The 15350-nt window shown below is 69.2% G+C and carries 12 protein-coding genes; 6 read left to right on the top strand and 6 right to left on the bottom strand.

Features of this window, described 5'->3' with window-relative positions; all coding sequences use genetic code 11:
* Positions 1–21: 21 nt before the first annotated feature.
* The 5 genes from AVME950_RS12990 (at position 22) to AVME950_RS12970 (ending at position 7137) form a co-directional block, all read left to right on the top strand.
* The gene (locus AVME950_RS12990) at positions 22–2649 is read left to right on the top strand and encodes an ABC transporter permease (protein WP_284430113.1); all 2628 of its coding nucleotides are present in this window, start codon (positions 22–24) and stop codon (positions 2647–2649) included.
* A gap of 235 nt (positions 2650–2884) precedes the next feature.
* Positions 2885–3592, top strand: coding sequence for an IPTL-CTERM sorting domain-containing protein (locus AVME950_RS12985; RefSeq protein ID WP_284430112.1), 708 nt, complete (start codon positions 2885–2887; stop codon positions 3590–3592).
* Between the two features lie 71 nt (positions 3593–3663).
* A complete protein-coding gene (locus AVME950_RS12980; RefSeq protein WP_284430111.1) occupies positions 3664–4617 on the top strand; it encodes a collagen-like protein in 954 nt (317 codons plus the stop codon).
* A 100-nt stretch (positions 4618–4717) separates the two neighbouring features.
* A complete protein-coding gene (locus AVME950_RS12975) occupies positions 4718–5770 on the top strand; it encodes a tetratricopeptide repeat-containing glycosyltransferase (protein WP_284430248.1) in 1053 nt (350 codons plus the stop codon).
* A gap of 239 nt (positions 5771–6009) precedes the next feature.
* Positions 6010–7137, top strand: coding sequence for a lipocalin-like domain-containing protein (locus AVME950_RS12970; protein WP_284430110.1), 1128 nt, complete (start codon positions 6010–6012; stop codon positions 7135–7137).
* A gap of 70 nt (positions 7138–7207) precedes the next feature.
* Here the strand turns inward: AVME950_RS12970 and AVME950_RS12965 are convergent, their stop codons facing one another.
* The 6 genes from AVME950_RS12965 to AVME950_RS12940 form a co-directional block, all read right to left on the bottom strand.
* Complete coding sequence (locus tag AVME950_RS12965; RefSeq protein ID WP_284430109.1) at positions 7208–8200, bottom strand: branched-chain amino acid ABC transporter permease; 993 nt, start codon at positions 8198–8200, stop codon at positions 7208–7210.
* A gap of 15 nt (positions 8201–8215) precedes the next feature.
* Positions 8216–9100, bottom strand: a complete 885-nt coding sequence (locus tag AVME950_RS12960) for a branched-chain amino acid ABC transporter permease (RefSeq protein ID WP_272568004.1) — start codon at positions 9098–9100, stop codon at positions 8216–8218.
* Positions 9101–9169: 69 nt separating this feature from the next.
* On the bottom strand, positions 9170–10369 hold the full coding sequence (locus AVME950_RS12955; RefSeq protein ID WP_284430108.1) for an ABC transporter substrate-binding protein: 1200 nt from the start codon (positions 10367–10369) through the stop codon (positions 9170–9172).
* 50 nt (positions 10370–10419) lie between these two features.
* Entirely contained in the window at positions 10420–11619 is a 1200-nt protein-coding gene (locus AVME950_RS12950) for an ABC transporter substrate-binding protein (protein WP_272568000.1), read from the bottom strand.
* An 84-nt stretch (positions 11620–11703) separates the two neighbouring features.
* Positions 11704–12414, bottom strand: a complete 711-nt coding sequence (locus tag AVME950_RS12945) for an ABC transporter ATP-binding protein (protein ID WP_284395527.1) — start codon at positions 12412–12414, stop codon at positions 11704–11706.
* On the bottom strand, positions 12411–13184 hold the full coding sequence (locus AVME950_RS12940; RefSeq protein ID WP_272551665.1) for an ABC transporter ATP-binding protein: 774 nt from the start codon (positions 13182–13184) through the stop codon (positions 12411–12413). Before AVME950_RS12940 ends, AVME950_RS12945 begins: the two co-directional genes overlap by 4 nt.
* Positions 13185–13540: 356 nt before the next feature.
* Here AVME950_RS12940 and AVME950_RS12935 point away from each other — a divergent pair, with 356 nt between their 5' ends.
* Entirely contained in the window at positions 13541–15334 is a 1794-nt protein-coding gene (locus AVME950_RS12935) for an ABC transporter transmembrane domain-containing protein (protein ID WP_272567998.1), read from the top strand.
* Positions 15335–15350 lie beyond the last annotated feature (16 nt).

Genomic DNA, 15350 nt, shown 5'->3' with positions numbered 1-15350 from the left:
CTTGCACCGGCCTCCATTCCCATGCTTCGCCTGCTGCGCACCTTCTCCTGGCAGGAACTGCGCCACCACCCCTGGCGCGCCGCAGCCGCCGTGGCCGCCGTCATGCTGGGCGTGGCGTTGGCCTTCGCGGTCCATGTGATCAATGCATCGGCCCTGTCCGAATTCGCGCAGGCCGTGCGCAGCATCAACGGCCAGCCCGACCTGGAACTGCGCGCCACGCAGGGCAGCCTGCCCGACGCGCTGTATGGCCCGGTCGCCACGCACCCGCTGGTGGCACGCGCCGGGCCGGTGCTGGAAACGTCCGCCCAGGCCAGCCTGCCCGGAACGGCGGGGTCCGCGGCGGTGGCCTTGCGCGTGCTGGGCGCCGACGCGTTGCTGCTGCCGGCGATGGCCCCCGCCCTGGTGCCCCGGGCCTTCGAAGGCGCCGACCGGCTGGCGCTGCTGGCGCCGGCCACGGTGTTTCTGAACGGCGCGGCCCTGCAGGCACTCGGGCTGCGCGGCGATGCCGTGGTGCCGGCACTGCAGCTGCGCACGGGCCTGCAGGTGCACACGGTGCGCGTGGCGGGCACGGTGGCTGCGGGCGGCGCGCCGCTGGCCGTGATGGACATCGGCGCGGCGCAGGACCTGTTCCAGCGCGGCGGGCAACTGAGCCGCATCGACGTGCAGCTGCGCCCCGGCGCCAGTGCCGACGCCTTCCGCCAGGTGCTGCAGGCCCTGCCCGGCGCATCGGCCGGCGTGGCCGTGCTGCAGCCCGGGGATGCCACCGCGCGCACCAGCAACCTGTCGCGCGCCTACCGCGTCAACCTGACCGTGCTGGCGCTGGTGGCGCTGTTCACCGGGGCCTTCCTCGTGTTCTCGGTGCTGGCCCTGAGCGTGGCGCAACGCGCGCCGCAGTTCGCCCTGCTGGCCGTGCTGGGCGCCACGCCCCGACAGCGGCTGGCCCTGGTGCTGGCCGAGTCGGCGGCGCTGGGCGCGGCAGGCAGTGCCGCGGGCATCGCGCTGGGCACGGCGCTGGCGGCCCTGGCGCTGCGCTGGCTCGGCGGCGATCTGGGCGGCGGCTACTTCGCCGGCGTGCAGCCGGCCCTGCAATGGAGCGCACCGGCCGCGCTGCTGTATGGCCTGCTGGGCCTGGCCGCAGCGCTCGTGGGCGGCTGGTGGCCGGCCCGCGCGGCCCAGCAGTTGCCGCCCGCGCAGACGCTCAAGGGCCTGGGCGCGGCACTGGGCGGATCGCAACGCGGCGGGCTGGCGCTGCTGCTGATGGCGGGCGGCGCGCTGCTGGCCGGCGCGCCACCCGTGTTCGGCATTCCGCTGGCTGCTTATGTGTCGGTGGGCCTGCTGCTGGTGGGCGGCATTGCCCTGCTGCCGTGGATCGTGGGCGGGCTGCTGCGCGGGCTGGCCCCCCTGGCCGGGCGGCACCTGCTGCCCTTGCTGGCGCTGGAGCGCGCCCGCCGCACGCGTGGCACCGCCGCCGTGGCGGTGGGCGGCGTGGTGGCCAGCCTGAGCCTGGCCGTGGCGCTCACGGTGATGGTGAGCAGCTTTCGCGGATCGGTCGGCCAGTGGCTGGATGCGGTGCTGCCCGCGCCGCTCTACCTGCGCCTGGCCAGTACGGCGGGAGCCACCGCCGGGGTGGACGATGCCGCGGCCTTTCCCCCCGGGTTCGACACCGCGGTGGCCCGGCTGCCGGGCGTGGCGCGCGTGCAGGCCCTGCGCACCAGCAGCCTCTTGCTGGACCCCGCCCGCCCCGCCATCGCACTGCTGGCCCGGCCGCTGGACGGCGACCCGGCCCAGGCGCTGCCGCTGGTGGGCACGCCGCTGCCCGTGCCGCGGGGGCGCATCGGCGTGTACGTGAGCGAGGCGGTGCTTGACCTGTACGGCGTGCAGCCCGGCATGGACTGGCCGGCACTTTCACAGTCTTTTCGGCCGCTGGCGCAAGAAAGCTCCCGGCAGGTTGCTCCGTTTTTCATAGCGGGCGTGTGGCGCGACTATGTGCGCCAGTTCGGTGCGGTGACGCTGGACCGTGCGGACTTCGTGCGCCTGACCGGCGACACGCGCACGAACGACCTGGCGCTGTGGCCGCAACCGGATGCGGACGAGGCGGCGCTGCGCCAGTCGATCGAGCGGCTGGCCAGTGCCTCATCGGACGCGGCGGCAGCGGGCGGCGCGGCGATCCCGACGGGGGGCGCGCTGGAATTCGCGTCGGCGGCGGGCATCCGCGAACGCTCGCTGCGCATCTTCGACCGCAGCTTTGCCGTCACCTACTGGCTGCAGGCGGTGGCGATCGGCATCGGCCTGTTCGGCGTGGCCGCCAGCTTCAGCGCCCAGGTGCTGGCGCGGCGCAAGGAATTCGGGCTGCTCGCGCACCTGGGCCTGACGCGCCCGCAGGTGCTGGCCGTGGTGGCCGGCGAAGGCGCCGCCTGGACCGCCATCGGTGCCGTGGCGGGCACCGTGCTGGGCCTGGCCGTGTCAGTGGTGCTGGTGCACGTCGTCAACCCCCAGAGCTTTCACTGGACCATGGACCTGCGGGTGCCATGGCTGCGGTTGCTGGCGCTGTGCGCGGCCGTGCTGGCCACCGGCACGGTGACCGCCTGGCTGGCGGGGCGCGCGGCCGGGGGACGGCAGGCTGTGCTGGCCGTGAAGGAAGACTGGTAGGCGGGCTGACCTGCATCAACGAACGTGTGTGATCTGGCCTTCGCCATGGGCGTTTTCCCGAGTGATGCACTGTCGTCACAGGCGTTAAATTTTGTTTGCAAGACAGTATTTATTTAGCGATGATGCGGCGTCGATAGTCAATTAGAAAACCGCAATGCGGACTCACACGGACATGGCTGACCGGGCAGGAGTGACCCGGTCGTCGAGCCTGTCCGGTCAAATCAAGGAATTCGGTATGAAACAAGCACTCGGGCGGCTCCTGGTTGGGTTGGCGACCGCTTTGGTCCTGTGCAGCCCCGCTGCCGCGCAATGGGTCTTTCCACCCGGTTCGTCGCTCGACGTTCCTGCGGGAGGCCAGACGGATCTGGGCTGCTCCGCGCTCGACATGCAAGGCACGCTGAACCTCAATGGCGGCACGGTGACCGTGGACACCGACGCCACCTTCAGTTCGGGCTCCAATGTCACGGGCAGCAATGGCGTCATTTCGGTGGGTGGCAATCTCATCTCCGGCGGCAACATCAATACCGGCAACAACACCGTGGTGCTGCGCGACGGCTGCGATCCCGGCAACACCAGCCAGATCAGCGGCAACTTCGTGTTCCAGAACCTGACCATCTCCAGCACCACCGGCCGCACCTTCGTGCTGCCCGCCGGCACGAACATCACCGTGCTGGGCACGCTCACCGTGCAAGGCGCTCCGGGGCAGAACGTGCAGCTCGTGTCGTCCAGCGGCAGCACGGCCGTGGTCAACCTGGGTCCCAACGCCACCGTGGTGCGCAACTTCGCCACTGTGACCGGCACTGTCCAGATCGGCGCCGCAACCGCCGTGGCAGCCATTCCGACGCTCAGCGAGTACGGCCTGATGCTGCTGTCGCTGCTGATCGGCATGGCCATGTTCTGGAAGCGGCGCGACATCGCGGCCCCTTCCCGCCGGATCGGCTGACGGACATCACCAGCGGGCCCAACCGCTGGAAAAGACATTCAACACACTGCTAGACAAGAGAGGGTTTCCCCATGTCCAAGAATCGCCTGCACCGCTACTGGGTCGTTCCCGCACTGAGTTCCGTCCTGGCCCTGCATGCCGCCGGTGTGCTGGCCGCGGACATCACCGTCACGCCCCCTGCCGGCGGAGGCTTCGTGGTCAAAGGCCAGGGCGGCCAGGAGCGCCTGCGCGTGCAAGGCACGGGCGAGGTCTATGTGCCCGGCCTGTCCGCCTCGCCGACCAACAGCAACCTGACCTGCTACGACGCCGGCACGGGCCAGTTGACGCAGTGCGCGGCGGGCGTGGGCACGGGCGCGACCGGCGCCACGGGTGCGACCGGGGCCGTCGGTCCCACCGGCGCCACGGGCCCGGCGGGAGCCACCGGGGCTACGGGAGCCACCGGAGCAGGCGTGACCGGTGCCACAGGCGCAACGGGGGTGACCGGTGCCACGGGCGTCACCGGGGCGACCGGCGTGACGGGCGCCACTGGCGTCACGGGGGTGACCGGTGCCACGGGAGTGACCGGCCCCACCGGACCCCAGGGGATTCAGGGCGTCACCGGCGTCACGGGCGCGACGGGTGTGACCGGCGCGACGGGAACCACCGGCGCAACAGGGCCGACGGGGCCTCAAGGCGCTCAAGGCAATCAGGGAGTTCAAGGCATCCAGGGCGTGACCGGTGCCACGGGTGTGACCGGTGCCACAGGCGCGACCGGTGTGACGGGCGCCACTGGCGCAACGGGGGCCACGGGCAGCGTAGGCTCGTTGACCACATCCCAGTCTGCTGCCACCAATTGCAACGGCGGTACTGGCGAGGACACCCGGACGGCGACCTGCAGCGCGGGCAACGTCGTGTCCGGCGGGTGCAATTCGACCGACTTCCGCAACGTCATCGCATCATCCTATCGCTCGTCCGCAACGCAGTGGTCCTGCAAGTTCAACTGCACCGAAGTCGCCAACGTGGTGGCTGAAGCGTATTGCCAGTAACGCCCCTCCGTGAGGCATCCCGGGATATGAACGCCTTCGGCTTTCCGTGCCTGCGGGTGCCACGGCACCCACAGTGATCCGCCCCCGCGTCTGCCTGAACATGATCGTGAAGAACGAGGCACCGGTGATCACCCGGTGCCTCGCTTCGGTGCGGCCGTTCATCGACCATTGGGTCATCGTGGACACGGGCTCCACGGACGGTACGCAGGACATCGTTCGCCGCTTCATGCACGACCTTCCCGGCACGCTGCACGAGCGCCCTTGGAAGAACTTCGCGCACAACCGCAACGAGGCCCTGGAACTGGCCCGCCCGCATGCCGACTACCTGCTGTTCATCGACGCCGATGAGCAGCTGCGCATGCCGGCGCAGTACCGGTGGCCGGCGCTCGACGCGGACGGCTACCTCTTCCTGTGCGACATGAACGGCTGGGAATACCAGCGCAACAGCATGGTGGCCACGCGCGTGGACTGGCGCTGGGAAGGCGTGCTGCACGAGTACCTGGCCGCGCCCTCGCACGGGCCCTGGCAGACGCTGGCGGGCCCGGTCATCGAGGTGGCCCATGACGGCGCGCGCGGGCGCGATCCCGACACCTACCTGCGCGACATCGCGGTGCTGGAGCAGGACCTGCGCGAGCACCCGGACAACACCCGCAATGTGTTCTATCTGGCGCAAAGCTACCGCGACGCGGGCCGCCTGCAGGACAGCCTGGAGTGGTACCGCCGCCGCGCCGGCATGGGCGGCTGGGAAGAGGAATCCTGGTACGCACTGTTCCAGGTGGCGGTGCTGACCGAGCGCCTGCAGATGCCCGACAGCGCGGTGCGCGACGCCTACCTCGCCGCCTACGCACAGCGGCCCCAGCGCGCCGAGCCGCTGTGCGAGCTGGCGCGCTACCACCGCCTGAGGTCGGAGTTCGCGCTGGCGCACCTGTATGCCCAGCAGGCCGCGCGCATCCCGAGGCCGGCGGACATCCTGTTCGTGGACGGCGCGGTGTACGCCTGGCGCGCGCTGGACGAACTGGCCGTCAGTTCCTTCTACGCCCCCGGCGCGCAGGACCAGGGCCGGGACGCCTTGCGCCAACTGCTGCGCGACCAGCGCTTTCCGGCATCGGAGACCGCGCGCATGCAAGCCAATCGCACGTTCTACGGGCTGTGATGCCCCGCTGAGGAAACGGTCGCAGGCGCTGCGGCGCTCCCCGCCTGCCAACCCACCACGGGACGGTCTGCCGGCACCAGCCACCGCGCCATGGGGCTGGCCACGTGCAGGCACCGATCGGTTTGCGCCAACCGCTTTTTTCCGCGCGGTGACAATGGCTGGATGCCCCTGCCTGCTTTCGTCATCCCCCTTGCCACCCGCCGCACCCTGCGTGCGCAAGGCCACCCGCCATGCACCCCATGAAACCGCCAGCGCCCCCTGCCCCGCCCGCCGGCTGGACGCGCCGCTCCTGGTTGGCGGCCACGGCCCTGGCGGGCGGCGCGCCCTGGCTGCCCGCCCACGCCCTCGCGCCCCGCACGCTGGTGTTCCCGCAGGACCATGGCAGCCATCCGGCGCTGCGCACCGAGTGGTGGTACATCACCGGACAGGCGCGCGCGGCGGGGCAGCTGTGGGGGTTTCAGGTGACGTTCTTTCGCTCGCGGGTCGAGGCCGCGCAGCCGCTGCAGTCGGCCTTCGCCGCCAGACAACTGGTGTTCGCGCATGCCGCGCTGACCGACCTGGGCGGCACCGCGCTGCACCATGACCAGCGCATCGCGCGCGCCGGCTTCGGCATCGCCGGAGCCAGCGAAGCCGACACCGACATCCGCCTGGGCGACTGGACGCTGGCTCGCACTCCCCGCGGTGCGGGGAGCCGGTATGCGGCCCAGGTTCGCGCGGCCGACTTCGCGCTGGACCTGCAATTCGACACCACGCAGCCCGTGCTGCTGCAGGGCGCACAGGGCCTGTCGCGCAAGGGCCCGGACGCCACCCAGGCCAGCTACTACTACAGCCAGCCACAAATGTCCGTGACCGGGCACCTGCAGCTCGCGGGCCGGCGCATGGCCTTGGAGGCCGCGGCACCGGGCAGCCTGGACAACCGCGCCTGGCTGGACCACGAATGGAGCGATGCACTGGTGCACCCCGATGCCGTGGGCTGGGACTGGATCGGCATGAACCTGCAGGACGGCAGCGCGCTCACGGCGTTTCGCCTGCGGCGCGGCGACGGTTCGGCGCTCTGGGCTGGCGGCTCGCTGCGCGCGGCCGGGGGCACCACGCAGGTGTTCGGGCCGCAAGCCGTCGCGTTCACCCCGCAGCGCCACTGGACCAGCCCCGCCAGCCAGGCACGCTACCCGGTGCAGTGGCGCGTGGACACGCCGGCCGGATCGTTCGAAGTGCATGCGCTGCTGGACGCGCAGGAGCTGGACAGCCAGGCCTCGACGGGCGCCATCTACTGGGAGGGCCTGAGCGAGCTGCGGGACGGGGCCGGCCGCGCGGTGGGGCGCGGCTACCTGGAGATGACCGGCTACGCCCGGCCGCTGCGGCTGTAGCCGCAACAGGGGCCTATGCGAATCGCCCCGGAGTCAGCCACGTACCCCGCGCGCTTCACCCCCCTTGGGCTCAGGTCTTGCGCCCGGCGCGCCGCGGCAGGCGCGCGATGATCTCGCCCATGATCCCGCGGCGGAAGGCCAGCACGCACACCACGAAGATGAGGCCGGTGACCATGGTGACCGACTCGCCCAGGGTGTTGAACCAGTCCACGCCCGTGATCGAGGCGACCAGGTGCCCAAACTCGCCGATCTTGTTTTCCAGCAGCACGACCACGGCCGACCCGACCAGCGGGCCCGACAGCGTGCCCAGGCCGCCCACCAGCGTCATCAGGATGACCTGGCCCGAGGCCGTCCAATGCACGTCGGACAGCGTGGCGAAGCCCAGCACCAGGGTCTTGAGCGAGCCCGCCAGCCCGGCGAGCGCGGCCGAGATCACGAAGGCCAGCAGCTTGAAGCGGTGCGTGTCGTAGCCCAGCGAAATGGCACGCGGCTCATTTTCCTTGATGCTCTTGAGCACCTGGCCGAACGGCGAGTGGATGGTGCGCACAATCAGCAGGAAGGCCAGCACCACCACCACCAGTGCCACGTAGTACATGGTGAGGTCGCTGGACAGGTCGATGAGCCCGAAGAGCTTGCCGCGCGGCACGCCCTGCAGGCCGTCCTCCCCGCCCGTGAACGGCGCCTGCAGGCAGGCGAAGAACAGCATCTGCGCCAGCGCCAGCGTGATCATCGAGAAATAGATGCCCTGGCGCCGGATGGCCAGCCAGCCGAACAGCAGCCCCAGCAGCGCGCCGCCGGCGGTGCCGGCCAGCAGGCCCAGTTCGGGCGTGAGGCCCCAGACCTTGATGGCGTGGCCGGCCACGTAGGCCGCGCCGCCCAAAAAGGCCGCATGGCCGAACGACAGCAGTCCGGTATAGCCCAGCAGCAAATTGAACGCCGAGGCGAACAGCGCGAAGCACATGAGCTTCATCACGAAGACCGGGTAGGCGCCCAGGAAGGGCGCCGCCAGCAGGGCGGCAAGCAGCAGGCCGTAGCCGATGGGGGCGAGTTTTTGGGAGTTCATGCGTGCGGCCCCTGCTTATCTCTCTTTGCCGAACAGGCCGGCGGGGCGGATGAGGAGAACGATCACCATGATGACGAACACCACGGTGGAAGAAGCCTCGGGATAGAACACCTTGGTGAACCCTTCGATCACGCCCAGGCCCAGCCCGGTGAGGATGGAGCCCATGATCGAACCCATGCCGCCGATCACCACCACGGCGAACACCACGATGATGAGGTTCTGCCCCATGAGCGGCGTGACCTGGTACACCGGCGCGGCCAGCACGCCGGCGAAGGCGGCGAGCGCCGCGCCGAACGCGTAGGTGAGCGTGATCATCACCGGCACGTTCACGCCGAAGGCCTCCACCAGGCGCGGGTTCTCGGTGCCGGCGCGCAGGTAGGCGCCGAGCTTGGTCTTTTCGATCACGTACCAAGTGCCCACGCACACCACGAGCGAGGCCACCACCACCCAGGCGCGGTAGTTGGGCAGGATCATGAAGCCGAGGTTGGTCGCGCCTTCCAGCAGTTCGGGCGTGTCGTACCCCAGGCCAGAGACGCCGTAGATGGAGCGGAACACCCCCTCGATCAGCAGCGTGAGCCCGAGGGTCAGCAGCAGGCCGTAGAGGTGGTCGAGCTTGTAGATCCAGCGCAGCAGCAGCCGCTCGATCAGCACCCCCAGGATGCCCACCACCACCGGCGCCGCCAGCAGCATCACCCAGTAGTTGATGCCCAGGTAGGTCATGCCCATCCAGGTGAGCATCGCGCCCAGCATGAACAGCGCGCCGTGCGCGAAGTTGATCACGTTGAGCAGGCCGAAGATCACCGCCAGCCCCAGGCTGAGGATGGCGTAGAACGACCCGTTGACCAGCCCCAGCAGAAGCTGGCTCAACAGGCCCGGCAGTGAGACACCGAAGATTTGCATGGGAGGGCGCGAGTGGCGGTGAAGCGGTGAAAAAAGAGGGTCAGCGGAACGGGCGGCGCGTCAGGGGTGTCATTTCCAGGCCGCGCACTTGCTCTCGGCCTGGGTGGCGAACACTTCCTCGCCGGGCAGCTTCTTGACGAGCTTGTAGTAATCCCATGCACCCTTGGATTCGGCCGGTGACTTCACCTGCATCAGGTACATGTCGTGCACGTAGCGGCCATCGGGGCGCAGCGTGCCGGAGCCGAAGAAGTCGTTCATCTTCATGCCGCGCCAGGCCTGCATCACCTTGTCGGCATCGGTGCTCTTGGCGGCTTCGACGGCCTTCAGGTAGTTCATGGTGGCCGAGTAGTCGGCCGCCTGGATCTCGGTCGGACGGCGCTTGGTCTTTTCCATGAACTTGTCGGCGAACTTGCGCGTGTCGTCGTTCAGGTCCCAATACCAGCTCGTCGTGAACTGCAGGCCCTCGGTGGTCTTGAGGCCCAGGCTGTGGATGTCGCTGAAGAAGATCAGCAGGCCTGCGAGCTTCATGCTCTTGCCGATGCCGAACTCCTTGGCGGCCTTGATGGAGTTGATGGTGTCGCCACCCGCGTTCGCCAGGCCCAGCACCTGGGCCTTGGAGTTCTGCGCCTGCAGCAGGAAGGACGAGAAGTCCGACGCGTTGAGCGGGTGCTTGACGCTGCCCACCACCGTGCCGCCCTTGGCCTTGACCACCGTGCTCGCATCGGCCTCCAGTGCATGGCCGAACGCATAGTCCGCCGTGAGGAAGAACCAGCTCTTGCCCCCGCCATCGACGATGGTGGCGCCCGTGCCCTTGGCCAGCGCCACGGTGTCGTAGGCATAGTGCACCGTGTAGGGGCTGCACTGCTCGTTGGTGAGTGCCGAGGTGGCCGCACCGTTGTTGATGAACACGCGCTTTTTCTCCTGCGCCACCTTGGCCATGGCCAGGGCTGTGCCGGAATTGGTGCCGCCGAACACCAGGGTCAGGCCCTGTGTGTCGATCCATTCGCGCGCCTTCGATGCGGCGATGTCGGCCTTGTTCTGGTGGTCCGCGCTCATCAGTTCGATCGGCATGCCCAGCACCTTGCCACCGAAGTCGTCGATGGCCATCTGGATCGCCACCGCGCCGTTCTTGCCTTCCACGTCGGCGTACAGGCTGGACATGTCGGTGATGAAGCCGATCTTGACCTTGTCCTGGGCCTGCACGGCCGATGCGGCCAGGCCCAGGGCGCCCAGCACCAGGGTCAGTCGGGTGAGTTGTCTGTTTTTCATGGCTTTGTCTCCTGATCTCGGATGTGTTTTTTTCGATCGTGCGCGTCAGCTCATTTCCACAGCGCGCATTTGCTCTCGGCCTTGGTGGTCCACACTTGGTCCGCAGGCAGCTTGCTCACGACCTTGTAGTAGTCCCAGGGCTCCTTGGATTCGGCCGGGGCCTTCACCTGCACCAAGTACATGTCGTGCGCGAAGCGGCCGTCCGGGCGGATCACGCCCTTGCCATAGAAGTCGTCGATGGGCGTGGACTTGAGCTTCTCCATCACCTTATCGGCATCGAGCGTCTTGGCGGCCTCCACGGCCTTCAGGTAGTTCATGGTGGCCGAGTAGTCGGCCGCCTGGATGTCGGTCGGCATGCGCTTGGTCTTGGCGAAGAACTTGCGGCCGAAGGCGCGGGTCTTGTCGTCCAGGTTCCAGTCCCAGCTGGTGGTGAGCAGCAGGCCTTCGGTGTTCTTCAGGCCCAGGCTGTGGATGTCGGTCACGAAGACCAGCAGGCCCGCCATCTTCATGGTCTTGTTGATGCCGAACTCGCGCGCGGCCTTGATGGCGTTGATGGTGTCGCCGCCGGCATTCGCCAGGCCCAGGATCTGCGCCTTGGAGTTCTGCGCCTGCAGCAGGAAGGACGAGAAGTCCGACGCGTTGATCGGGTGCTTCACGCTGCCCACCACCTTGCCGCCCTTTTCCTTGACCACCTTGGCCGTATCGGCCTCCAGCGCGGCGCCGAACGCATAGTCCGCCGTGAGGAAGAACCAGTCCTTGCCGCCCTGCCCCACGATCGCGCCGCCCGTGCCCTTGGCCAGCGCCACCGTGTCGTAGGCGTAGTGCACGGTGTAGGGGCTGCACTGCTCGTTGGTGAGCGCCGAGGAGCCCGCGCCATTGACGATGAACACGCGCTTTTTCTCCTGCGCCACCTTCGCCATCGCCAGGCCCGTGCCCGAATTGGTGCCGCCGAACAGCATCGTCAGGCCCTGCGTGTCGATCCACTCGCGCGCCTTCGATGCGGCGATGTCGGCCTTGTTCTGGTGGTCCGCGCTCAGCAGTTCGATGGGCTGGCCCAGTACCTTGCCGCCGAAGTCGTCGATGGCCATCTGGATCGCCACCGCGCCGTTCTTGCCTTCCACGTCGGCGTACAGGCTGGACATGTCGGTGATGAAGCCGATCTTCACCTTGTCCTGCGCCTGCGCGGAGAACGTCGCGAGGCCCGCGGCCCCCAGCAGCACGGCGAGCGCCTTGAGGTTCATCTTTTTCATGTCGTTGTCTCCTTGGGTCTTCGATGGAAAGGGGGATCGGGGTGCTCTGGGCGAAGGCGGTGGTCGAAGCCGTCCCGCGCCGGGTCAGACGCCCAGCAGCTCGTTGAGCACGGGCATCTTGGCTTGCAGCTCGGCGGCGCCGAACTGCTCCACGATGCGGCCGTGCTCCATCACGTAGAAGCGGTCGGCCAGCGGCGCGGCGAAGTGGAAGTTCTGCTCCACCATCACCACGGTGTAGCCCTTCTGGCGCAGCGTGGTGATCATGCGGGCCAGGGCCTGCACGATCACCGGCGCCAGGCCTTCGGAGATTTCGTCGAGCAGCAGCAGCTTGGCCCCGGTGCGCAGGATGCGCGCCACCGCCAGCATCTGCTGCTCGCCGCCCGACAGGCGCGTGCCCTGGCTGTGGCGGCGCTCGGCCAGGTTGGGGAACATGGCGTAGATCTCATCGACCGACATGCCCTGCGTGCCGGTCTTGAGCACCGGGGGCAGCAGCAGGTTCTCTTCGCACGACAGGCTGGAAAAGATGCCGCGCTCTTCCGGGCAATAGCCCACGCCCAGGTGGGCGATGCGGTGCGTGGGCATCTGGATCGTCTCCTGCCCGTGGATGCGCACGGAGCCTTTGCGGGCGCCCGTCAGCCCCATCACGGCGCGCATGGTGGACGTGCGGCCCGCGCCATTGCGGCCCAGCAGGGTCACCACCTCGCCGGGCTGCACCGTGATGTCCACGCCGTGCAGCACGTGCGACTCGCCGTACCAGGCCTGCAGGCCACTGATTTCGAGGGCCGGCGCGCTCATGCGTGGGCCCCCTGCAGCTGGCCATCGGTGGTGCCCATGTAGGCCTCCATCACCTGCGGGTTGCGCGAGACCTCTTCGTACGGCCCCTCGGCCAGCACGGCGCCGCGCTGCAGCACGGTGATGCGGTCGGCGATCGTGGAGATCACCTTCATGTTGTGTTCCACCATGAGGATGGTGCGGCCGGCCGAAACCTTCTTGATGAGCTGCGTGACGCGGTCCACGTCCTCGTGGCCCATGCCCTGCGTGGGCTCGTCCAGCAGCATCAGCTCGGGCTCCATGGCCAGCGTGGTGGCGATCTCCAGCGCGCGCTTGCGGCCGTAGGGCAGGTTCACGGTGGTCTCGTCGGCCAGGTCCTGCAGGCCCACTTCGGCCAGCAGCTCCATCGCGCGGCCGTCGAGCTGCTGCAGGCTGCGTTCGCTGCGCCAGAAGTGGAACGCCGTGCCCAGCTTGCGCTGCAGGCCGATGCGCACGTTCTCCAGCAGCGTGAGGTGGGGGAACACGGCGGAGATCTGGAACGAGCGGATCACGCCGCGCCGCGCGATCAGCGCGGGCCGCTCGCGGGTGATGTCCTCGCCGTTAAAGCGGATCACGCCGGAGGTGGGCTCCAGGAACTTGGTCAGCAGGTTGAAGCAGGTGGTCTTGCCAGCGCCGTTGGGGCCGATCAGCGCATGGATGGAGCCCCGGCGGACCGCGAGATTGACATCGCTGACCGCGGTGAAGCCTCTGAACTCTTTGGTCAGGCTGTGGGTTTCGAGAATGACGTCGCTCATTGCGCCTTGGCCGCTCCGTGGTGGTGCTGGGCGGGGCGCTTCGCCCGGGGGAGCGAGGCACCCTGGCCTGCGTTAGGTTGCACCGCATCCTAAGGCGCGCCCCCGCTGCGCAGATACTGGGACAAATGCCTATGTATAAACGCCTACCCGGCCGGCCGGCCGGCACCGCCCCCCTGGGGACGCCCGGGCGCGGTCCGGCCCAAGCCTTCCGCCCCAGGCAGGGCTCTGGATGAAAACTGCTCCATGCCCTAGATCCAATTGTCCGGATAGCTATTAAATTAATAGCAAACCTGTTTCGCGGCAGGCTTCACGGCAAGGCGCATGCCGATCCGGGCGCGGGCTCCTACACTGCGACCATGCCCTCCTCCTCCCCCACCCCCGGCGCCCCGCGCTCGCTCGGCGGCCTGCTGCCCTTCCTCCGGCCCTACGCCGGGCGCATTGCGCTTGCGCTGGTCTTCCTGGTGCTGGCGGCGCTGGCCACGCTGGCGTTTCCCCTGGCGCTGCGCGAACTCATCGACGGCGGGCTGGTGGGCGCCACCCGCGGCGAGCAGGCCATGGCGCTGCGCGAGCATTTCGGGCTGCTGTTCGCCGTGGCCGTGGCGCTGGGGCTGTTCTCCGCCGCGCGTTTCTACACCGTGAGCTGGCTGGGCGAGCGGGTGACGGCCGACCTGCGCAACGCCGTCTATGCGCACGTGCTGGAACAAAGCCCGCAGTTCTACGAAACCACGCAGACCGGCGAAGTGCTGTCGCGCCTGACCGTGGACACCACGCTGGTGCAGACCGTGGTGGGCTCGTCGCTGTCGATGGGCCTGCGCAACGCGGTGATGGGCGTGGGGGCGCTGGGGATGCTCGTGTGGACCAATCCGTACATCATGTCGGTGGTGTTCGCCGCCATCGTGGTCGTGGTGCTGCCCACGCTGTGGATCGGCCGCTGGGTGCGCCGCCTCTCCCGGGCCAGCCAGGACCGGGTGGCCGATTCCAGCGCCATCGCGGCCGAGGTGCTCAATGCCGTGCCCGCCGTGCAAAGCTACACGGCCGAATCGCGCGAGGCCCGCCGGTTCGAAGCCTCCACCGAGAACGCCTTCCAGACCGCCGTGCGCCGCAGCCGGGCTCGCGCGGCGCTGGTGGCCTTCATCGTGATCGCCAACGCGGCGTTGCTGCTGTGGGGCCTGTACCGGGGCACGCAGGCGGTGCTGGCGGGCGAGATGTCGGCCGGCCACCTGGGGCAGACGGTCATCTACGTCATGTTCCTCGCGGGCGCCGTGGCCGTGCTCGGCGAGGTGTACGGCGACCTGCTGCGCGCCGCCGGGGCCACCGAACGGCTCATGGAACTGCTCGCCAGCCGATCGCCCATCGCCAGCCCCGCGCAGCCCGCGGCGCTGCCGGACACGGGCGGCGGGCTGCGCGTGGACTTCGACCGGGTGGCGTTCCACTACCCCTCGCGGCCGCAGGCGCCCGCGCTGCGCGGCTTCGACCTGCACCTGTCGGCCGGCGAAACCGTCGCGCTGGTGGGCGCCAGCGGCGCGGGCAAGACCACGGTGTTCCAGCTGCTGCAGCGCTTCTACGACGTGGATGCCGCAGGCGGCGGCATCGCGCTGAACGGCGTGGACATCCGCCGCCTGGCGCTCGGCGACCTGCGTGCCCACGTAGGCATCGTGCCGCAGGACGCGGTGATCTTCTCCGCCTCGGCCTTGGACAACATCCGCTACGGCCGCCCCGGCGCCACCGAGCAGGAGGTGCAGGAGGCCGCACGCGCCGCCTTCGCACACGAGTTCATCGCGGCCTTGCCCGAAGGCTACGGCACTTTCCTGGGCGAGCGTGGCGTGCGCCTGTCCGGCGGGCAGCGCCAGCGCATCGCCATCGCCCGCGCCCTGCTCAAGAACCCGCCGCTGCTGTTGCTGGACGAGGCCACGAGCGCGCTCGATGCGGAAAGCGAACGCATGGTGCAGGCCGCGCTGGACGCCGCCATGCAGCGCCACAGCGGCCAGCGCACCACGCTGGTCATCGCGCACCGGCTCGCCACGGTGCAGAACGCCGACCGCATCGTGGTGATGGACCAGGGGCAGATCGTGGAGGAAGGGCGCCATGCGGACCTGGTCCGGCAGGGCGGCGTGTACGCCCGGCTGGCGGCGCTGCAGTTCACGCAGTGAAGGCCGGCGGGCCGAG

Origin of the sequence: Acidovorax sp. SUPP950 (assembly GCF_030158935.1) — a bacterium.
Taxonomy (GTDB): domain Bacteria; phylum Pseudomonadota; class Gammaproteobacteria; order Burkholderiales; family Burkholderiaceae_C; genus Paracidovorax.
The sequence above is the reverse complement of the archived record's forward strand: the minus strand, read 5'-3'. Positions and strand labels throughout refer to the sequence as shown.